The organism is Faecalicatena faecalis (assembly GCF_012524165.2).
In the GTDB taxonomy this organism is placed as follows: Bacteria; Bacillota; Clostridia; order Lachnospirales; family Lachnospiraceae; genus Faecalicatena_A; species Faecalicatena_A faecalis.
Genome location: NZ_JABACJ020000023.1, coordinates 43,091 through 61,754, shown reverse-complemented (window position 1 = coordinate 61,754; position 18,664 = coordinate 43,091). Strand labels below are relative to the sequence as shown.

Below are 18,664 nucleotides of genomic sequence, written 5' to 3'. Positions count from 1 at the left end.
GGGAGGAAAAATTATGCCAAGAACAAAAAGAAAAGACAAATCAAGAGTAGTGCTTCGTACAGGCGAATCACAGAGAGCCGATGGTACATACCATTTCAGTTGGACGGACGCCAACCACAAAAGGCGTTATGTGTATGCCAAGACACTTGATGAACTGCGATACAAAGAGGAACAAATCGCAAAAGACAAGAGCGATGGCATTAAGGCAGAAGCTCGTTACACAACGGTCAATGACATATATGAGCTTTGGAAGGATTTGAAGCGAGGACTGAAAAACAACACCTTTGAAAACTACAAGTATATGTATGAGACCTTTGTCCGTCATCAGATAGGCTCAAAGACTGTATCTTCTCTGAGAAAAACAGATATAAAGAGGTTCTATAATTACCTTGCAGACGAACGCCATCTGAAGCCGGCAACCATTGATAATATTCATACGGTTCTCCATCAGATTTTGGATATGGCGGTCGATGATGACTACATCAGGAATAACCCGTCAAACAATGTGCTTAAAGAGTTGAAACAGTCCCATTGTTTTCAGACCGAGAAGCGTAGAGCCTTAACAAAGCCGGAGCAAGAGTTGTTTCTTGACTATCTGAAAAACTCTCCGACATCAAAGTATTGGTATCCGGTGTTTGCGGTTATGATTGGTACGGGACTTCGTGTTGGAGAGGTTACAGGGTTAAGATGGTGCGATATTGATTTGGAAGAAGGTATCATTGATGTGAACCACACGCTGGTTTACTATGACCACCGTACCGAGGGCAGTAAGCGTGGCTGTTACTTCAATGTTAATACGACCAAAACCCCGGCAGGAAGAAGAAAAGTGCCTATGCTCGGTTTCGTCAAAGAAGCATTTTTAATGGAAAAAGAAAGACAGGAATTGCTTGACCTTCATTGTGAAGCGACTGTTGACGGATACACCGATTTTATCTTTATCAATCGTTTCGGACAGCCGCAACACCAGGCAACCCTCAACAAAGCAATTCGCCGTATTATTCGTGACTGTAACGACGAGCAGTTGTTGAAAGATGAAAATGCAGAAGTATTGCTCCCGCATTTTAGCTGCCATGGTCGAGTTATAATAAGGACAAGTTAGAAAACTCCAGTAAATACAAGGGGTTGCACTAATTTAGTCCTTATTTTTAACTCCCTGAAAAAGGGAAAAATAAGGCAGCGCTGTCATTCCAGAATATGAATTATTACAGATCCAGACTGGAAATGGATTTGTGTAAGACAAGAGTAAAAACAACAGAATTATTGTAATTATAGGACTGAATTAGCTCGCATGGAATATAGATTCCGGTTGTCTAATTCAGTCCTCTTTTTGATTGACGACGATGAAAGGTGATGAAAAATGGCTAGAATTATTTCTATTGTAAACCAAAAAGGGGGAACGGGAAAATCCGCATGTACAGCTAATTTAGCAGTAGGATTAGCACAAAAGAATATGAAAGTGTTGATTGTAGATGCCGATCCACAGTCTGATGTATCCGCAGGATTTGGATATCGTGATTGTGATGACAGTAATGAAACACTTACAGCTCTTATGGATGCAGTAATGAAAGATGAAGATATTCCTTCAGACTGTTATATCAGACATCAGGCAGAGGGAATAGATATTATCTGTTCTAACATTGGACTGGCAGGTACGGAAGTACAGTTGGTAAATGCAATGAGCAGGGAATATGTATTGAAACAGATTTTATATGGTATCAAGGATCAATATGATGCAGTCATTATTGACTGTATGCCATCATTGGGAATGATTACGATCAATGCGCTGGCTGCATCAGATGAAGTCCTCATTCCAGTTGAAGCGTCCTACCTGCCAATCAAAGGCTTGCAGCAGTTGTTAAAAACGATCGGTAAGGTTCGTAAGCAGATTAATCCGAAGTTGCAAGTCGGTGGGATTCTGTTCACGATGGTCGATGCGCATACAAATGATGCCAGAAATAATATGGAACTTCTCAGAAATGTATATGGAAGTCAAATTCATATCTTTGATAATTATATTCCATTTTCTGTAAGAATGAAGGAAGCAGTCAGAGAAGGACAGAGTATTTTCTCTTATGATCCGAAAGGCAAAGCTACAGAGGCTTATCGGAGAGTGACGGAGGAGGTGCTAGAAGATGCCATCTAAAAAAAGAGCAACTCCCATTTCCTTACAGCCACTTGATGCGTTGTTTGGAACAAACGAAGAAACAAACAATGGAATTTGCGAGATAAAAATAGGAAGCCTTCATCCATTTCCAAATCACCCGTTTCAAGTAAAAGATGATAAGAAAATGGAAGAATTATCAGAAAGCATTACACAATATGGCGTGTTGGTTCCTGGTATTGTGCGGTTGAGAGAGTCTGGTGGTTATGAGCTGGTAGCTGGTCATCGGCGAAAACGAGCATGTGAACTTGCTGGACTAGAGAAAATGCCGGTTATCATCAAAGATCTTACAGATGATGAAGCGACGGTGATTATGGTAGATTCCAACATTCAACGAGAAGAGCTGCTGATCAGCGAAAAGGCATTTGCTTATAAAATGAAATATGAGGCGTTAAAGCGTCAGGGAAAACGATCTGATTTAACTTCTTGCCAAGTTGGCAAGAAGTTGGCGGCAGAAGAAGTCAGTCAGAATACAGGAGATAGTTCCAGACAGATTCTTCGATATATTCATCTGACAGAGTTAGTAGCAGAGCTATTAGAATTGGCAGACGAGAAGAAGCTTCCCTTTAACACAGCTGTTGAACTTTCTTATTTGAGAACTGAAGAGCAGCAGATATTATTTCAGTATATGAGTAATCACAATATGGTACCTTCCATGAAGCAGGCAAAGGAATTGAAGCAGATTTCAAAAGAGCGGATGTTGACGTATTCAGAAATTGACCAGATTTGCATGAATGAAAGTACTGAAAAAGTTCAGGTGCAGATTCCGGCGAAGAAATTGAAACAATATTTTCCAGATACATATACAAAGACTCAGATGGAAGAAATTATATTTATGCTTCTGGCATCGTGGGCAGAAAGAGAGGGTAAAGAATGAGCAATGAAGATATGGCAAGGAGAATACAAGTCTATCTGAAAAAGATAGAAAAGATACGTGTTAAACGGATAAAAAGAGAGAAGTTTAAACATTTGTTGAAAACATTAGGATTATCAGCAGGAAGGAAGTGAAAGTATGGCTTTGAAAATTGTACGAAGATATGATGCGAACGGAAGGGAGCTTACGGAGAAAGATCTGGAAACCTTTCGATTGGATTCTCCTGTGGTTAGAGAAATATTGGCAAACCTTAATCGGGAGGTGGCGGAAGGAATCAGACAGAGGGAGAAAAAAGATGACGATTGAAGATGTAATTAAAAAATCGATTCTGCCACTGGCATTTATGGTATTCTGGTTTTGGATGACAAAAACAATTATGAAGGTCAGTGGACAGACGGATTGGTTCTGGTGGGTATTTATTGCTGGACTTCCATTTGGAATACATAAAATGCGGTTGATTCTGATTCCGAGAGGAATGGATACCACAGCAACACTTGGGATGGCTGCATTAAGTGTCATCATTGGAGCATTGATTGGAAGCATCATGATTCCAGTGTATGTGATTAGAGCGATATACGTGTTTATACGGTATGTCATTGGAAAATAGAATATTAGATTGATAAGAGGCAGGCTTGCGAAAACAAAAATCGTAAGTCTGCCTCTTTTTTTGTGCTTAAAACCAGGCAATTCAGGGGAAGTCCCTTTTGCAAATATATATTCTTGGAGGATTTTTAATATGAGAGAGCGAATTGAAAGTAAGCATGTAACTAAGGAAATCAAAAGTCAGATGCCAGTAATTCCGGTGGAAATTGTTAAAGAAAGAGGCTGTACGTTCTGCCCGTATTATCTGGGCAATTATGAGAAACAGCCACGTTGTATGATGAAAACCTGTGCCTGGGATGATGAAAATGAACGTTTCCATCCAGTTCTTCGTGAACTGATCCCATTTTATAAAGAGAAGATGGAAAAAGCAGAAGAAAAGTTCCTTGCAATGAAAAAGATTTATACAACACTGTTAGGAATGTTTGCCGATGAAATGAAGCAAGAAGAGTTGGAAAAAGATGAATGTTACGGATGTGCCTATGGAAAATGTGGACCATGTATCGGCATCTGTTACAAATCAATGAAAGCATAGGAGGGTTAAGCCAATGAATACAACAGTTATTTCCGGGCGATTGGTAAGAAATCCCGGATACAACGAAGTGGAGAATGAAAAAGGACTTCATAAGATTGCCAAGTTTGTTCTGGCAGTCAGAAGAAATTATTCCGATGAAGTCAGTTTCATTCCGGTAAAGGCTTTTGCAAAGAAAGCAGAATTTGCCAGAGATTATCTGATGCAGGGCACGAAGGTCATGGTGGAAGGCGAGATTGTCACAGGTAATTATGAAGATAAGGATACCGGGAAAAAGATTTATACCACCGAAGTGTATGCAAACCGGATTGAATTCGCAGGTGCAAAAATGGTTGACAGACCACCGTTTCCAGAAGATGCGGAAGGGTTCTTAGAGATCCCAGAGGGCATGGAAGAAGAAATGCCGTTTAGATAGAGGAGGATAAAAGATGGTTTCAGTAGATCAGGCGTATATGGTAGGGCATATGAAAAATGCCGATGGAAGTATCAATAACAAAAATGTAGTGCTGTCAGCAGCATGTGAAGCAGCGGAACTGTTCCAGTGCATGATGTCAGTAAATCAGAAACTGGAGGACTGGCAGAGATTTAACCACACCTTGGAGCAGCATCTTAGAAGTGTGGAATGTGAGAAAATCCATGATATTTGTCAGGCAGTATATGGAATGAAACATCCGTCCGATGAACTGGAAGGATTGTATCTGGCAAGAGAGGATGAACAGATATGCCTTCTGTACTATCAGGTATTTGTAGGGATGTTGGAAATCAATATTAATTCAGCCGAAGTGCTGTACAAACAGAAGGAGGAAACAATCAATGAGTAAGATGGAGTATATGCCGGTAGATTGTCTGCAGGTGCCGAAGGTGCTGTTCCAGATGGAAAAATACAAAAATCTGTCAAATACAGCAAAGATTTTATACAGCTTATTTCTGGATCGTTTGAAATTTGCGGTGCAGAATGGTTGGGTAGATGGTAAGGGGGATTTGTATGTAATTTATCCAAAAAGTGAAATGAAGAAAGACCTGAATACAACCAGATATGGGGTAGATCAGGCAGTACAGGAACTGGTGGAGGTTGGAAATCTGGTGCGTATCATTCCGAACAATGGAAAAGCAAACCACTTTTATATCAACGATATTTATGAAAATGAGATGGAGGAAGAATCAATGATGACATTAGACAGCATTATGGCAAATATGCCGATGGAAGAAAGAGAAATCATTATGGACAAAATGGTGAAAGCATCCAGAGATATTCTGGAAACAATTGCAGATATGGGATATCTGGATGAATATGGGACACCACTGACTTCAATGGAAGAAAGAAATTATCGAGATGAGCTGGGACAGCTTGATGTTGATCAGATTTCCTGTGATGGCTATGAATTTGGCATGGATCTGGCGTTTGGAATTCTTGAAGAGAATGAGGAAAATGCTGATAGAGTACTGGATATTCAGAAATATGTGAACAGGCAGAATAAAAAGTGTTCAAAAAAGAAATTTATGAAAGTTTTGGAGACTCTGGTACACGCAATAGGAAATGATGAAGGATTTATTGCCTATATGTATGCGTGTGATAAAGAGGCTAGGAAAATCTATTTGGAAGAGGCGATGAATGCATTCAATTATGTGCTTGATGAATTATGTCATGGTACAGGTAGTGCGGCAAATTGTGATTTCGATGTAGAAGAGTAGGAAAATATTATGGCAGATTTTGAATATTTCAGAGCAGAAGAATCTGACCAGTTTTCTTTTTTTCGGATACCAAAAGCTCTGTTCACAGAAAAAGAGTTTGCAAGCCTGTCCACAGACGCAAAGCTCCTTTACGGAATTCTGCTTGATCGAATCAGCCTATCCAAGAAAAATGGTTGGATTGACGGTGATGGTTATGTCTATATTATTTACACGATCGCAGAATTGCAGGAGCTGTTGCGAATGTCGCATACGACAGTGACAAAGCTTCTTTATGAGCTTGACAGTGTGCATGGGATTGGATTGATCGAACGGTATCGGCAGGGGAATAATCGTCCTTCTGTCATATATGTGAAAAATTTTGTGAAACGGATCAGAGGAAAGCCAGTAAGATACGTTGCTTCTGGAACGCCAGAAACTGGAAATCCAGACTGCAAAGAATTGGAAATCCGGATTGCAAGAAACTGGAAGTCCGGAACGCAAAAAAATAGAAGTCCGGACTGCAAGAATCTGGATGGAAGTAATACTAAGATAAATAAGACTGAAAAGAATCATACTGATAAGAGTAAGGGCAATACTTCCGCTTTGGAAGAAAAATTCAGTCTGTATGGGAGATTTAAAAATGTTGTTCTGTCGGAAGCTGAACTGCGGGAGTTGATGATGCTTTTTCCATGGGATTACCAGAAACGAATTGATCATCTTTCTGTTTATATGAAATCCAGTGGAAAAGAATATCAGAACCATTTTGCAACAATCTGTCTTTGGGCAGAACGGGATGGAGCCAGGGCAGGAATGGATAAATATGAATTTCAGGAAGGAGAAAGCCTGTGATGGAAAATAAAGTAACAGCAGATTATCTGGACAAAGAGGGATGTCTTCATTGTGGCATCTGTGGAAAAAGAAAACAGATGAAAGTCAGTCTGATGGGATTTGAGCATGTAGTGTCCTGTTTGTGCGAATGCGAGGTGAAAGCCAGACAGGAACTGGATGAGAAGATGCAGCGGGAAGAAGCACAGCGGCTGCTTTATCAGAGAAAATCCGTCGGACTTCGGGAAAGAAGATTCTGGGAATGGAAATTTGAAAATGACAATGGAAGCAACCAGAAGACACTAATTGCCAGGCAGTATGTAGAAAACTGGACAGATATGAAGAGAAAAAATGTAGGATTGCTTTTGATGGGACCAGTTGGAACTGGGAAAAGTTTCTTTGCAGGCTGTATTGCAAATGCACTTTTGGAACAGGGAGAACGTGTCATGATGACGAATTTTTCCAGGATTTTAAATGAAATGACCAGCTATCAGGCAGATAAGAACCAGATTATACAAAATCTTGTGGATTATCCGCTGCTGATTATTGATGATTTAGGAATAGAACGAAATTCTGAGTTTGCTTTGGAGCAGGTCTATAATGTGATAGACAGCCGCTATTGTAAAATGCTTCCGCTGATCATAACAACGAATCTGGGACTGAATGAAATGAAATCCACAGATTTGGATACTGCCCATCAGCGTATTTACAGTAGAATACTTGAAATGTGTGTTCCCATCTATTGTGGTGGAGAAGATAAGAGAAAAGAAGAAGGGACAGAAAAACTCGTACAGGTGCAGAACCTGATTACCGGTTAATTTGTCTTTTTTTATTAAAGGGGGTGATTGCCATGATTACAGATCTGGACAGCAGTTGAATCGCTGAAAGGAGGGAAAAGTCATGCAGGAAGAGGTAACTCAGAAAACGGTCACGTTCTGTATTCGGGCTACTAAGATTACAGCAGACCTGTTGAAAAAGGTTCTTGTTGCGTATCTGCGTCATCAGAAGCAGAAATCAGTAGAGAAGAAAGCACAGAAAAATCAGCCGAAACAGGGAAAGGTCACGGTAAAAGAGCTGGCAAAACAGAATGCCGGGATGGTCAATATCGAGATCACGGACAAAAATATCAAGTCCTTTGAACGGTATGCCAGAAAATACGGGATCAATTATGCTCTGAAAAAAGACAAGAGCAAAGAGCCTCCGGTTTATCTGGTATTCTTCAAGGGACGTGATCAGGATGCACTCAATGCTGCTTTCCGTGAGTTTTCCCAGAAACAGATTCAAAAAGCGAATAAACCTTCTATTCATAAGCGTCTTGCAGCTTACCGGGCAATGATGCCAAAGAAATCGAAGGACAAAGTAAAGAACCGGCATCAGGAGCAGAGCCGATGAAAAAGCAAATCGGTAAAAATCTGATGCAAAAATGGAAGAATAAGATCAGGGTCAGGCTGTCCGCCCTGGATAAAAAGAAACTGGTTCTTACAAATATTCCTTATGCTCTGGCTGCTTTCTATGCAGACCGGGCATTTTTTCTTTACCGGAACAGTCCGGGAGAAGATATGGGGAACAAACTATTATATGCAATGGAACACGCAGACCGGATTTTTGCTGGTTTTGTGTTAAGCAATAACTGGAAAGATCTGCTAGCAGGTATTGTTGTTGCAGTCGTTCTGAAAGTGTTGGTCTGGCAGAAACAGGCAGATGCAAAGAAACTCCGGAAAGGAATCGAGTATGGTTCAGCCAGATGGGGAAATGCAGAGGATATCAAGCCTTATATGTCAGAAGATCCATGGATGAACATTCCATTGACAGCAACAGAAGCATTGACTATGGAAAGTAGACCTAAACAGCCAAAGTATGCAAGAAATAAAAATATAGTGGTCATCGGCGGCAGTGGTTCCGGTAAGACACGTTTTTTTGTAAAACCATCGGTCATGCAAATGAACTGTTCCATGGTCATTACAGATCCGAAAGGCACTTTGATTGAAGAGTGCGGGAAGATGTTAGCAAAGGGACCACCTAAGAAAGATAAGAATGGAAATATCATGAAAGATAAATCTGGAAAAGTGGTACATGAGCCATATGTGATTAAGGTTCTGAATACCATCAATTTTTCCAAGTCCCTTCATTACAATCCATTTGCTTATATACGGTCTGAAAAAGATATCCTGAAGCTGGTGACAACAATCATTGTGAATACCAAAGGCGAAGGGGAAAAAGCTTCCGAAGATTTCTGGGTGAAAGCAGAGAAATTGCTGTACACAGCACTGATTGCTTTTATCTGGTATGAAGGGGATGAAGAGGAAAAGAACCTGAATACCCTTCTGGATCTTTTGAACGAAAGCGAAACCCGTGAAGAGGATGAAACTTACCAGAATCCTGTGGATATGATGTTCCAGGAACTGGAAGAAAGAGATCCGCAGCACTTTGCGGTCAGACAGTATAAAAAATATAAAATGGCGGCTGGAAAGACAGCGAAAAGTATTTTGATATCCTGTGGAGCCAGACTTGCCCCATTTGATATCGCAGAACTTCGTGAGATCATGTCTTACGATGAAATGGAACTGGATAAGATCGGTGACAGGAAAACAGCCTTGTTTCTGATCATGTCCGATACGGATACCACATTCAACTTTGTGATTGCCATGTTACAGTCACAGCTTTTCAATCTGCTTTGTGATAAGGCAGATGATGTATATGGTGGAAGACTGCCGGTGCATGTGCGTGTCATCGCTGATGAGTTTGCCAACATCGGGCAGATTCCTCAGTTTGACAAGCTGATCGCAACTATCCGAAGCAGGGAAATCTCTGCTTCTATTATTTTGCAGTCCCAGAGTCAGCTAAAGGCAATGTATAAGGATAGTGCAGATACCATTCTGGGCAACTGTGATACTACACTTTTTCTTGGTGGCAAAGAGAAAACCACCTTAAAGGAAATGAGTGAGCTTCTGGGGAAGGAAACCATTGACCTGTATAACACTTCGGAGACGAGGAGTAATCAGAAGTCCTTTGGATTGAACTACCAGAAAACAGGCAAACAGCTGATGACGGAAGATGAGATTGCAGTCATGGATGGAGGAAAATGTATCCTGCAGATCCGTGGTGCCAGACCATTTTTCTCGGATAAATATGATATCACGAAACACAAAAACTATCGGCTTCTTGCAGATGAAAACGAGAAGAACCGGTACAAAGTAGAGAAAGAGTTAAATCCACAGTACACACCGAAACCCGAAGAAGAGGTGGAAGTGATTCATGTAGAACTGTCGGAGTAACCTTGGGAATGAACGAAAAATAATGAGGAAAGGAATAACTGACATTAGGTGCGCCGGCTTTTTAGTCGGTGTTTTTTCATTCCCGTAAACACCTGAAAGAAGTCAGTTTTGGTTTATGAATATATGGCATTTTTTAGCAGCGCAATTACAACTTTAAAAACTCTTGTAGTCGCAATCGGCGCAGGTCTTGGTGTGTGGGGTGTCGTGAACCTTCTGGAAGGATATGGAAATGACAATCCCGGCGCTAAGTCCCAGGGCATCAAACAGCTGATGGCTGGTGCCGGAATCATGCTGCTGGGAACTACCCTGATTCCACAGCTGGCAACATTGTTCTCTTAAGAGGAGTGGTAGATGAACACCATCATTGAGAGAATTACGGAAGCGATAAAGGATATCCTGATCGGACTTATCAAGTCATGTTTGGATAACATGTTCACGTCTGTCAATGAGCAGGTGGGAACCATAGCCGGGCAGGTGGGACAGACACCGCAGGGGTGGAATGCAGGGATTTTTAATCTGATTCAGAATATATCCCAAACGGTGATCGTCCCCATTGCGGGACTGATCATCACCTTTGTCCTGTGCTATGAATTGATCACGATGGTAACACAAAAAAACAATTTCCATGAATTTGAGACTTATAACATTTTCCTCTGGATCTTCAAAGCGTATGTAGCCATTTATCTGGTGACAAATACGTTCAATATCACGATGGCGGTCTTTGACGTTGGCCAACATGTGGTCAATAATGCCGCCGGGGTGATATCAGGAAACACTGCGGTGGATGCAACAGAAGCAATTACACGAATTGTGGATGCCCTGGAGGATATGGAGTTAGGGGATTTGTTCCTGCTATCCATGGAAACGCTGCTGATCAGTATTACCATGCGGATTCTGTCAATCATCATAACCGTTATTTTGTACGGAAGAATGATAGAAATTTACCTTTATACTTCCATAGCACCAATTCCGTTTGCCACCATGACCAATAAGGAATGGGGCAATATCGGAAACAACTATTTAAAAGGCTTGTTCGCACTGGCATTTCAGGGATTCTTCATGATGGTCTGTGTGGGAATTTATGCAGTTTTAGTAAATGCAATGACCATATCCAGTGACCTTCATGCAGCAATGTTTTCAGTAGCGGCTTATACCGTGATTCTTGCATTTTCATTATTCAAGACCGGAAGCCTTAGCAAATCGATATTCAATGCCCACTAACGGGCAGGAAAGGAGCGCATACCATGGCGTATGTACCAGTACCAAAAGACCTTACCAAGGTCAAAACAAAAGTAGCATTAAATCTGACAAAGCGGCAGTTGATTTTCTTTTCACTTGCCGCAGTTGTGGGAATTCCGTTTTATCTGTTCATGAGAAAACCAATCGGTTCCAGTATCGCTGCCATTTTGATGGTAACGGTCATGCTTCCGTTTTTCTTCATGGCGATGTATGAAAAAGACGGGCTTCCCTTTGAAAAAGTGGTGGCAAATATCATTCGACAGAAGTTTATCTGTCCGGCGGTAAGACCATATAAGACAGAAAATTTTTATCAGGAGATTTCCACCCTTGTAAAAAAGGAGGGTGTGCCGGATGGCAAAAAAGACAAAGCAGGAGGCTCAGCAGGAGCGTCTGTCCCTGGCGGAAAAAAGAAACCGTCAGGAAAGAAAAAACAAAAAAAGCAGAAAAGAAAGAGAACAGGAAAAGCGTAGGAAGAAACAGGAACGGGACCGTAGGAAACAGAAAAACATTCCTACAACTGCACAGCAGAGTATTCCGTATATTCGGATGCTGCAGGATGGTATCTGCCAGGTGACAAAGACCTTTTTCTCCAAGACAATTCAGTTTTATGACATCAATTATCAGCTTGCTTTAAATGAGGATAAGACCACGATATTTGAGAATTACTGTGATTTCTTAAATTACTTTGATTCTTCCATCAGTGTGCAGCTGTCCTTTATCAATCAGCAGGTGGATGTGGCAGAATTTGAGAAAAGCATCGATATTCCGGATCAGAACGATGACTTCAATGCCATTCGTGAAGAGTACCGTACTATGCTGAAAAATCAGCTTTCCAAAGGAAATAATGGTCTGGTAAAGACAAAATATATCACTTTTGGAATCGAAGCAGAAAGCCTGAAGGTGGCAAGACCAAGGCTTGAAAGAATCGAAACGGATATCTTAAATAACTTTAAGGTTCTGGGAGCACAGGCACATTCTTTGAATGGACTGGAAAGGCTGGAGATTCTGTATCATGTGTTCAACCAGGATCGGATCGAACCATTTAAGTTCCAGTATAAGATGCTGCCGGAAACTGGATTAAAAACTAAAGATTTTATTGCACCGACTTCCTTTAACTTTTCCAAGAATCAGACATTTTTGATGGGAAGAACGATGGGAAGTGTAAGTTACCTGCAGATTCTTGCACCAGAGCTGACAGACCGGATGCTTGCAGATTTCCTGGATGTAGATGACAGTATTAATGTCAACATCCATATCCAGTCTATTGACCAGAGTTCAGCGATCAAGATGATCAAGAGCAAGATTTCAGATTTGGATAAGATGAAGATCGAAGAGCAGAAACGAGCGGTACGTTCCGGTTATGATATGGACGTGCTTCCATCGGACCTTGTAACCTATGGAGAAGAAGCGAAGAACTTGCTTGAAGATCTGCAGTCCAGAAATGAGAGAATGTTCCTTGTAACGGTTCTGGTTATGAATACAGCAAAGAAGCGTCAGAAACTGGATAATAATATTTTCCAGGTGCAGGGAATCGCACAGAAATATAACTGTTCTTTAAAACAGTTGGATTATCAGCAGGAAGCAGCACTCATGTCCTGTATTCCGCTGGGAGTCAATCGGATTGAAATTCAGAGAGGGCTTACCACATCTTCAACAGCGATCTTCGTGCCGTTTACGACACAGGAACTGTTTCAGGAAGGGGAAGCTCTTTATTATGGACTGAATGCATTATCCAACAACATGATCATGGTTGATCGGAAGCGTCTGAAGAACCCAAATGGACTGATTCTTGGTACACCAGGTTCCGGTAAGTCTTTCTCAGCAAAGAGGGAAATTACAAACTGCTTTTTGATCACGGAAGACGATATCATTATCTGTGATCCAGAAGCCGAATATTCGGCACTTGTGCAGGCACTGTATGGGCAGGTAGTTCGGGTTTCGCCAGTATCTGACCAGTATATCAATCCAATGGATCTGAACCTGAACTATTCCGAGGAAGATAATCCACTGTCACTGAAAGCAGATTTTATTCTGTCTTTGTGTGAGCTGATTGTTGGAGGAAAGAATGGACTGGAGCCGGTAGAAAAGACCATCATTGACCGCTGTGTACGGTTAGTATATCAGGAATATCTTGCCGATCCAGTGCCGGAGAAGATGCCAATCCTGGAGGATTTATACAACCTTCTGAGAAAACAGGAAGAGCCGGAAGCACAGCGACTGGCCACTTCGTTGGAAATCTATGTTACAGGTTCTCTGAATGTGTTTAACCATCAGACAAACGTGGATATTAATAACCGTATTGTCTGCTTTGATATCAAGGAACTTGGTAAACAGTTGAAAAAGATTGGGATGCTTGTCATTCAGGATCAGGTCTGGAACAGGGTAACAATGAACCGTTCTGCTCATAAGTCCACCAGATACTATGTGGATGAGTTCCATCTTCTTTTGAAGGAAGAGCAGACCGCAGCTTATAGTGTGGAGATATGGAAGAGATTTCGTAAATGGGGTGGTATTCCAACTGGAATCACCCAGAATATAAAAGATTTATTGTCTTCCAGGGAGATAGAGAATATATTTGAAAATTCAGATTTTATTTATATGCTGAACCAGGCTTCCGGAGACAGGCAGATTCTGGCAAAGCAGCTGAATATCTCACCAACCCAGCTGTCCTATGTAACCAACAGTAATGAGGGGGAAGGACTTCTGTTCTATGGAAATGTCATTATCCCATTTGTAGACAGATTCCCGAAGAATTCCCTCTATAAAATCATGACAACCCGCTTAGAGGAGACCTCTGAAGCAGGTTAAATCAAAGGAGAAAACAATGTTACGAGTAATTTCATATGTATTAACTTTTAGTGGCGGTGCTGTTTTCGGCATCGCTTTTCTCTGCTTATTGCAGGCAGGGAAAGGGTATCCGAAGAAGGAGGAGTAAGTAGTGGCAGAACAGAGAATGAAAGTCAGGGATAAGAAAGTCCAGAAGATGACAAAGGATGGTCTGGTAGAAGAAAACCTGACAGATAAATCTTCTGTTCGTGTCAGTAACCGTGCCAGTGATGTGCAGATGGGAAGAAAACAGGGGGAAAAAGAAGAACACCTTGTGGATAAGTCTCCCCGCCAGTCTGAACGGAGTGGGAAAAATATTCGTCCCTCTGTGCAAAAATCCAGAGATGCACCGGAACTGATGCGAACAGAGAACCAAAGTGAGGATTTTGGACAAAATAGAAAGCAACAAAACCGGAAAAGAATCCGTGCTGAAGTCGGAAAAGAATCCAGACTTGCAGAAAAATCCGAAGCCAGCCAGTCAGGGAGACTGAAAGAAAAACGTGCGGATCTTTCAGAAAACAGAGGAGACAGCCGGAGAAATCAGACAGGTGGCAGCAAAAAGCCAAAACAAAAACAGCGTTTGAAGTTTGCTTATGAGGAAACGGGTGCTTCTGTGAAAAATGATAAAGATATGGAGAAATTGAACCAGATGGATGCGGATGGAGTCAATTTCCGACATCAGAAACAAAAGGAAAAAGCCAAAAAGTTTTCTTATGAGGAAGCCAAAAAGAAGAAGGAAGCAAAGCAGCATTCCAAGAAGGCACAGGTCTATCAGGCAAATGATGGAGAAGCTCCTGGAAAGAAAAAATCCCGCCTGAAGGTTGGTGAAGGGGAATCTGTGAAAACAGAAAAAGCTTCTGTTGTCAAGAAAGCAGGAAGTGCAACTTCCGTAGCATTGCACCGTGAGATCAGCAAAAATGAAGACGATAATGCGGCGGTAGAAGGTGCCCATAAGTTAGAAGAAAGCGGCGAAGGTGTTTACCGGCTGGAACAGAGAAGTGCCAGACGCAGGAAACAGAGGGCATCCAGAAAAAGAAGCAGACTTGAAAGACAGGAAGAGAAACAGACACAGGCGGCAACCCGTCAGGAGCAGAAGAAACTGAAAAAACAGATTCAGAAGCAACAGATCAAACGGGATTATGCCAAAGCGAAGCGAAGTGAACAGACAGTAGGAACAGCTACAAAAGGTACGATTGATTATATCAAGAAGATTGGCGGCAAAGTCACCAACTTCTTTAAAGAAAACCGGAAGGTGTATATCAGTGTAGCAGTTCTGATCGGATTGATGTTTCTGATCATAACGAATGTCACGTCATGCTCTGCAGTGTTTTTACAAAATGTGATCACTTACACCGGAACCAGTTATCTGTCATCGGATCAGGCAATCCGGGAAGCGGAACTGTATTATACACAGCTGGAAGCTAATCTGCAGGAGCGGATCAACAACATGGAATCTGAAGAACCGGGACATGAGGAATACCGATATAACATCGGACCTATTGAGCATGATCCGTTTATCCTGATCAGTTATCTGTCAGCAAAGTATGAAGAATTTACCTTTGAACAGGTAAAGCCAGAACTGGATGCTCTTTTTGCATTGCAGTATCGGTTAGAAACAGAAGCAGTCAATGAGACTGTGACAGAGACAGCAACTGTAAGAGTTGGAGAATCTTTGGGACAAGTAGTGACCAGTGGATATTGTAACTGTCCGATCTGTTGTGGTGTTTGGAGCGGAGGACCGACTGCCAGTGGAGCATATCCAACTGCCAATCATACCTTAGCGGTAGATGCTTCCAATCCGTTTGTACCAATGGGAACAAAGGTAGTTATGAATGGTGTCGAATATATTGTAGAAGATACCGGAGCTTTCGCAAGATACGGTGTACAGTTTGATGTCTATTATGACAGTCATGCGGCAGCATCTGCACATGGACATCAGACATGGGAATGTTATCTGGCGGATGATAATGGAAGTCAGGAAGTGGAAGTGACCAGGACCAGAGATGTAGATGTACTGAATGTCACCTTAAATAGTGGAAACCTGATGTCAATCTGTCAGGAAAGGCTGGGATTTTTCCAGAAAGAACTGTTCAGTGCCTACAACGATACAAAAGGCAACTTGCAGATGTTTGCAACACCGGTTGATTTTAACTGGTATTCCAGTGTGACCAGCTATTATGGATACAGGATTCATCCAATATCAGGAGCAAATCAGCTTCATAATGGTATGGATATCGGAGCACCGGAAGGGACAAAAGTAATGGCAGGGCTGACCGGAACGGTTACAACTTCTGCTTATAATGACAGCTATGGAAATTACGTCATTATCAAAGACAGCAAAGGTTATGAGCTTCGCTATGCACACCTTAGCAGCCGGAGCGTATCTGCAGGAGCATCTGTTAGCAAAGGTGATGAAATTGGTCTGGTAGGAAACACTGGAAATTCGACAGGAAGCCATCTTCATATTGAACTGTTAAAAAATGGAGAACGGTTGAACCCGATCTTTTATCTGGAAACAGGAGAAGGTTCCAGTTTTGGTGGCAATGAATACACCAGTGAAGCGGCACAGCGATTACTAGAAGAAGCGGCAAAATATCTCGGAACACCGTATGTGTGGGGTGGATATTCCCCAAGTGGATTCGATTGTTCCGGATTTGTAAGCTACTGTCTGACAAACTCTGGTGTAAGGAATACAGGAAGATTAACAGCACAGGGACTGTACAACATTTGTACACCAGTATCCCAGTCGGAGGCGCAGCCGGGAGATTTGATTTTCTTTACTGGAACTTACGACGCAGGGGAGCCGGTAACGCATATCGGAATCTATGTAGGCAATGGTCAGATGATCCATTGTGGACATCCGGTGCAGTATACGTCCATCAATTCCCCATACTGGCAGAGCCATTTCTATGGATTTGGACGATGGTAAGAAAAAAGGGCGGCTGCATCAGCCGTCCGGAAAGGAGAACCGATGAAAAGTCTTGAAAAAGCTACGGCAGATTATGAGAAAGCCAAAGAGAAAATGGAAGCTTCCAAAGCCAGATATGAAGCAGATTTAAAGCGGTTCAAGGCTGCGGAGATTGCAAAAACAGAAGCGGAAAATCTGGAAATTGTAAGAATTATCCGTGCAATGGATATGAGTATTCCGGAATTGGAAGCTTTCAAAAAGAGAATGAAAAATGAACTGCCCGGCAGGGTAGAAATACAGAAGGAGGAAACAAAAGCCGATGATGAATCTGGAAAAAATGAAACAGAAGAAGAGAACAATTACTAAAAGCAGGGTAAAAAAGAGCTTGCTTGCAGCAACGACATTTCTTTGCCTGACAACACCTTTGCTCCAGACACAGACTGCTTATGCAGCTGAGAATACCACGCCTGCAATCACGATTGAGAAACCGGATGGCTGGAAACAGGGAGAAACAACCATTGCTGTTACGGTAGATGCCAGTCATATGCCGGAAGGTTTCTCAATAGCAAAGATTGAAGCAAAAGCAGGAAAAGATGGAAGCTGGCAGGATGTAACCGGAAGTGGAAGTATCACGATCACTGGAAATCAGACAGTGTATGTGCGTGTTACAGATGGTGAGGGGAAGGTCTATGAGCAGAATCGCTCTATTAAGTGTTATGACACGGAAAAGCCTACACTCTCTGCTTCCCTGACAGATGGTGTGCTGACGATTCAGGGGAATGATACAGTATCAGGGATTACTGCAGTAACAGTCAATGGCACCACTTATACAGACTTGAAGGATGGAATGCTGAGAGTGCAATTGACACAGAAAGATTTTACTACAAAACAGATTGAGATTACGGTAACAGACGGTGCCGGAAATACGTCTGAAAAGTATGTGTTACAGAATCCTTATTATGAATGGGCAAAGAAGCAGGCAGAGAAACAGAAAACTTCCAGTGACAGTAATGGTGCAATGGCAACCACGACCAGTGCAGATGCAACTGGGACTGAGAAAACAACGACTTCACCGCTTCCGCAGGATGCACAGGCTTCTGAGCCGACAGATGCAAAAGGAACCGTGGATGATCGGACAGTGACAGGTATTGAGGAACAGCTTAATAAAGAAGGCGAGACAGCAGATTCTGTTACCAAAACAGCTACGGAAGGCACAAAAGAGTTTTATACCATTTCAACTAAGAGTGGTAAGATTTTCTATCTGATCATCGACAATTCAAAATCTCAGGATAATGTGTATTTCCTTACCGAAGTTAGTGAAAAAGATCTGATGAACTTTACACTTTCTGATTCGGTGATACTTCCGGAAGTAGATACGGTTTATGCAGAACCAGAGAAAAAAGCAGAGGAAGAAAAGCCGGAAACGACAGAGTCAGCCGAGAAAGATAAGGTAGAGGATGATATTCAGATGCCTGAAGATAAAAGTCCATTTGGAACGTATCTTTTGATTGCACTGGTTGCAGTCGGAGCTGCGGCAGGAGGATATTACTTCAAAGTCTATAAACCAAAGCATGAATATGATGACGAGGATGAGATGGAAGAGGATGAAGATGAATCCGAAGATTCAGAGTCTGAAAAGCGGGAAGTAGACGATGCAGATGAGCAGGAAGAAAGTACAGAACCGGAAATCCTGAGAGATGAAGATTTTGACGATAATGTGCTGGAAGATGAAGAAGAGGAGGAAGGGCGATGA

22 protein-coding genes are annotated in these 18,664 nt (G+C 41.9%); all 22 read left to right on the top strand.

What is annotated here, in order from left to right; genetic code table 11:
* Positions 1-13: 13 nt before the first annotated feature.
* The 22 genes from HGO97_RS18740 to HGO97_RS18640 all read left to right on the top strand — a co-directional run bounded on the left by HGO97_RS18740 (position 14) and on the right by HGO97_RS18640 (position 18,664).
* The gene (locus HGO97_RS18740) at positions 14-1,099 is read left to right on the top strand and encodes an integrase DNA-binding domain-containing protein (RefSeq protein WP_246597588.1); all 1,086 of its coding nucleotides are present in this window, start codon (positions 14-16) and stop codon (positions 1,097-1,099) included.
* Positions 1,100-1,357: 258 nt separating this feature from the next.
* Positions 1,358-2,143, top strand: coding sequence for a ParA family protein (locus tag HGO97_RS18735; protein ID WP_015529850.1), 786 nt, complete (start codon positions 1,358-1,360; stop codon positions 2,141-2,143).
* Positions 2,133-3,038, top strand: coding sequence for a ParB/RepB/Spo0J family partition protein (locus HGO97_RS18730; RefSeq protein ID WP_055039907.1), 906 nt, complete (start codon positions 2,133-2,135; stop codon positions 3,036-3,038). Before HGO97_RS18735 ends, HGO97_RS18730 begins: the two co-directional genes overlap by 11 nt.
* Positions 3,035-3,169, top strand: coding sequence for a hypothetical protein (locus tag HGO97_RS24090; RefSeq protein WP_255494039.1), 135 nt, complete (start codon positions 3,035-3,037; stop codon positions 3,167-3,169). The genes HGO97_RS18730 and HGO97_RS24090 overlap by 4 nt, the downstream gene beginning before the upstream one ends.
* A gap of 4 nt (positions 3,170-3,173) precedes the next feature.
* Positions 3,174-3,341: a hypothetical protein gene (locus HGO97_RS18725; RefSeq protein WP_165853758.1), complete on the top strand. Its 168-nt coding sequence runs from the start codon at positions 3,174-3,176 to the stop codon at positions 3,339-3,341.
* A complete protein-coding gene (locus HGO97_RS18720) occupies positions 3,331-3,642 on the top strand; it encodes a DUF6050 family protein (RefSeq protein WP_022068206.1) in 312 nt (103 codons plus the stop codon). The genes HGO97_RS18725 and HGO97_RS18720 overlap by 11 nt, the downstream gene beginning before the upstream one ends.
* Positions 3,643-3,771: 129 nt before the next feature.
* Positions 3,772-4,170 (top strand): hypothetical protein, encoded by a 399-nt coding sequence (locus HGO97_RS18715; RefSeq protein ID WP_044921493.1) that lies wholly within the window; start codon positions 3,772-3,774, stop codon positions 4,168-4,170.
* A 13-nt stretch (positions 4,171-4,183) separates the two neighbouring features.
* Complete coding sequence (locus HGO97_RS18710) at positions 4,184-4,582, top strand: single-stranded DNA-binding protein (protein ID WP_005344165.1); 399 nt, start codon at positions 4,184-4,186, stop codon at positions 4,580-4,582.
* Between the two features lie 13 nt (positions 4,583-4,595).
* Positions 4,596-4,988, top strand: a complete 393-nt coding sequence (locus HGO97_RS18705; RefSeq protein WP_055060295.1) for a hypothetical protein — start codon at positions 4,596-4,598, stop codon at positions 4,986-4,988.
* Positions 4,981-5,859 carry a replication initiator protein A gene (locus tag HGO97_RS18700; protein WP_216244431.1) on the top strand — a complete coding sequence of 293 codons (879 nt, stop codon included), beginning with the start codon at positions 4,981-4,983 and terminating at the stop codon, positions 5,857-5,859. The genes HGO97_RS18705 and HGO97_RS18700 overlap by 8 nt, the downstream gene beginning before the upstream one ends.
* A gap of 9 nt (positions 5,860-5,868) precedes the next feature.
* A complete protein-coding gene (locus tag HGO97_RS18695) occupies positions 5,869-6,687 on the top strand; it encodes a replication initiator protein A (protein ID WP_216244430.1) in 819 nt (272 codons plus the stop codon).
* A complete protein-coding gene (locus HGO97_RS18690) occupies positions 6,687-7,481 on the top strand; it encodes an ATP-binding protein (RefSeq protein WP_118440636.1) in 795 nt (264 codons plus the stop codon). Before HGO97_RS18695 ends, HGO97_RS18690 begins: the two co-directional genes overlap by 1 nt.
* A gap of 82 nt (positions 7,482-7,563) precedes the next feature.
* A complete protein-coding gene (locus tag HGO97_RS18685; protein WP_109273659.1) occupies positions 7,564-8,055 on the top strand; it encodes a PcfB family protein in 492 nt (163 codons plus the stop codon).
* 23 nt (positions 8,056-8,078) lie between these two features.
* Positions 8,079-9,938 carry a VirD4-like conjugal transfer protein, CD1115 family gene (locus HGO97_RS18680; protein ID WP_227597995.1) on the top strand — a complete coding sequence of 620 codons (1,860 nt, stop codon included), beginning with the start codon at positions 8,079-8,081 and terminating at the stop codon, positions 9,936-9,938.
* A gap of 123 nt (positions 9,939-10,061) precedes the next feature.
* Positions 10,062-10,277 carry a Maff2 family mobile element protein gene (locus HGO97_RS18675; protein ID WP_017144663.1) on the top strand — a complete coding sequence of 72 codons (216 nt, stop codon included), beginning with the start codon at positions 10,062-10,064 and terminating at the stop codon, positions 10,275-10,277.
* Positions 10,278-10,289: 12 nt separating this feature from the next.
* Complete coding sequence (locus tag HGO97_RS18670; protein ID WP_055057307.1) at positions 10,290-11,159, top strand: VirB6/TrbL-like conjugal transfer protein, CD1112 family; 870 nt, start codon at positions 10,290-10,292, stop codon at positions 11,157-11,159.
* A gap of 23 nt (positions 11,160-11,182) precedes the next feature.
* Complete coding sequence (locus tag HGO97_RS18665) at positions 11,183-11,647, top strand: PrgI family protein (protein WP_092073132.1); 465 nt, start codon at positions 11,183-11,185, stop codon at positions 11,645-11,647.
* Positions 11,529-13,985: a VirB4-like conjugal transfer ATPase, CD1110 family gene (locus HGO97_RS18660; RefSeq protein ID WP_207211679.1), complete on the top strand. Its 2,457-nt coding sequence runs from the start codon at positions 11,529-11,531 to the stop codon at positions 13,983-13,985. Before HGO97_RS18665 ends, HGO97_RS18660 begins: the two co-directional genes overlap by 119 nt.
* A gap of 16 nt (positions 13,986-14,001) precedes the next feature.
* Positions 14,002-14,112, top strand: coding sequence for a DUF3789 domain-containing protein (locus HGO97_RS18655; protein ID WP_118018859.1), 111 nt, complete (start codon positions 14,002-14,004; stop codon positions 14,110-14,112).
* Positions 14,113-14,130: 18 nt separating this feature from the next.
* Entirely contained in the window at positions 14,131-16,932 is a 2,802-nt protein-coding gene (locus HGO97_RS18650) for a CD1108 family mobile element protein (protein WP_216244441.1), read from the top strand.
* Between the two features lie 42 nt (positions 16,933-16,974).
* Positions 16,975-17,277, top strand: coding sequence for a DUF4315 family protein (locus tag HGO97_RS18645; RefSeq protein WP_008688068.1), 303 nt, complete (start codon positions 16,975-16,977; stop codon positions 17,275-17,277).
* Positions 17,249-18,664, top strand: a complete 1,416-nt coding sequence (locus HGO97_RS18640; protein WP_330654297.1) for a CD1107 family mobile element protein — start codon at positions 17,249-17,251, stop codon at positions 18,662-18,664. The genes HGO97_RS18645 and HGO97_RS18640 overlap by 29 nt, the downstream gene beginning before the upstream one ends.

Excerpts from the sequence above, each read along its gene's own strand:
- HGO97_RS18685 (WP_109273659.1), top strand. The coding sequence starts at position 7,564 with ATGCAGGAAGAGGTAACTCAGAAAACGGTCACGTTCTGTATTCGGGCT.
- HGO97_RS18720 (WP_022068206.1), top strand. The coding sequence starts at position 3,331 with ATGACGATTGAAGATGTAATTAAAAAATCGATTCTGCCACTGGCATTT.
- HGO97_RS18650 (WP_216244441.1), top strand. The coding sequence starts at position 14,131 with ATGAAAGTCAGGGATAAGAAAGTCCAGAAGATGACAAAGGATGGTCTG.
- HGO97_RS18725 (WP_165853758.1), top strand. The coding sequence starts at position 3,174 with ATGGCTTTGAAAATTGTACGAAGATATGATGCGAACGGAAGGGAGCTT.
- HGO97_RS18690 (WP_118440636.1), top strand. The coding sequence starts at position 6,687 with ATGGAAAATAAAGTAACAGCAGATTATCTGGACAAAGAGGGATGTCTT.
- HGO97_RS18740 (WP_246597588.1), top strand. The coding sequence starts at position 14 with ATGCCAAGAACAAAAAGAAAAGACAAATCAAGAGTAGTGCTTCGTACA.
- HGO97_RS18730 (WP_055039907.1), top strand. The coding sequence starts at position 2,133 with ATGCCATCTAAAAAAAGAGCAACTCCCATTTCCTTACAGCCACTTGAT.
- HGO97_RS18670 (WP_055057307.1), top strand. The coding sequence starts at position 10,290 with ATGAACACCATCATTGAGAGAATTACGGAAGCGATAAAGGATATCCTG.
- HGO97_RS18705 (WP_055060295.1), top strand. The coding sequence starts at position 4,596 with ATGGTTTCAGTAGATCAGGCGTATATGGTAGGGCATATGAAAAATGCC.
- HGO97_RS18675 (WP_017144663.1), top strand. The coding sequence starts at position 10,062 with ATGGCATTTTTTAGCAGCGCAATTACAACTTTAAAAACTCTTGTAGTC.
- HGO97_RS18660 (WP_207211679.1), top strand. The coding sequence starts at position 11,529 with ATGGCAAAAAAGACAAAGCAGGAGGCTCAGCAGGAGCGTCTGTCCCTG.
- HGO97_RS18700 (WP_216244431.1), top strand. The coding sequence starts at position 4,981 with ATGAGTAAGATGGAGTATATGCCGGTAGATTGTCTGCAGGTGCCGAAG.
- HGO97_RS18735 (WP_015529850.1), top strand. The coding sequence starts at position 1,358 with ATGGCTAGAATTATTTCTATTGTAAACCAAAAAGGGGGAACGGGAAAA.
- HGO97_RS18695 (WP_216244430.1), top strand. The coding sequence starts at position 5,869 with ATGGCAGATTTTGAATATTTCAGAGCAGAAGAATCTGACCAGTTTTCT.
- HGO97_RS18665 (WP_092073132.1), top strand. The coding sequence starts at position 11,183 with ATGGCGTATGTACCAGTACCAAAAGACCTTACCAAGGTCAAAACAAAA.
- HGO97_RS18680 (WP_227597995.1), top strand. The coding sequence starts at position 8,079 with ATGCAAAAATGGAAGAATAAGATCAGGGTCAGGCTGTCCGCCCTGGAT.
- HGO97_RS18710 (WP_005344165.1), top strand. The coding sequence starts at position 4,184 with ATGAATACAACAGTTATTTCCGGGCGATTGGTAAGAAATCCCGGATAC.
- HGO97_RS24090 (WP_255494039.1), top strand. The coding sequence starts at position 3,035 with ATGAGCAATGAAGATATGGCAAGGAGAATACAAGTCTATCTGAAAAAG.
- HGO97_RS18655 (WP_118018859.1), top strand. The coding sequence starts at position 14,002 with ATGTTACGAGTAATTTCATATGTATTAACTTTTAGTGGCGGTGCTGTT.
- HGO97_RS18640 (WP_330654297.1), top strand. The coding sequence starts at position 17,249 with ATGAAACAGAAGAAGAGAACAATTACTAAAAGCAGGGTAAAAAAGAGC.
- HGO97_RS18715 (WP_044921493.1), top strand. The coding sequence starts at position 3,772 with ATGAGAGAGCGAATTGAAAGTAAGCATGTAACTAAGGAAATCAAAAGT.
- HGO97_RS18645 (WP_008688068.1), top strand. The coding sequence starts at position 16,975 with ATGAAAAGTCTTGAAAAAGCTACGGCAGATTATGAGAAAGCCAAAGAG.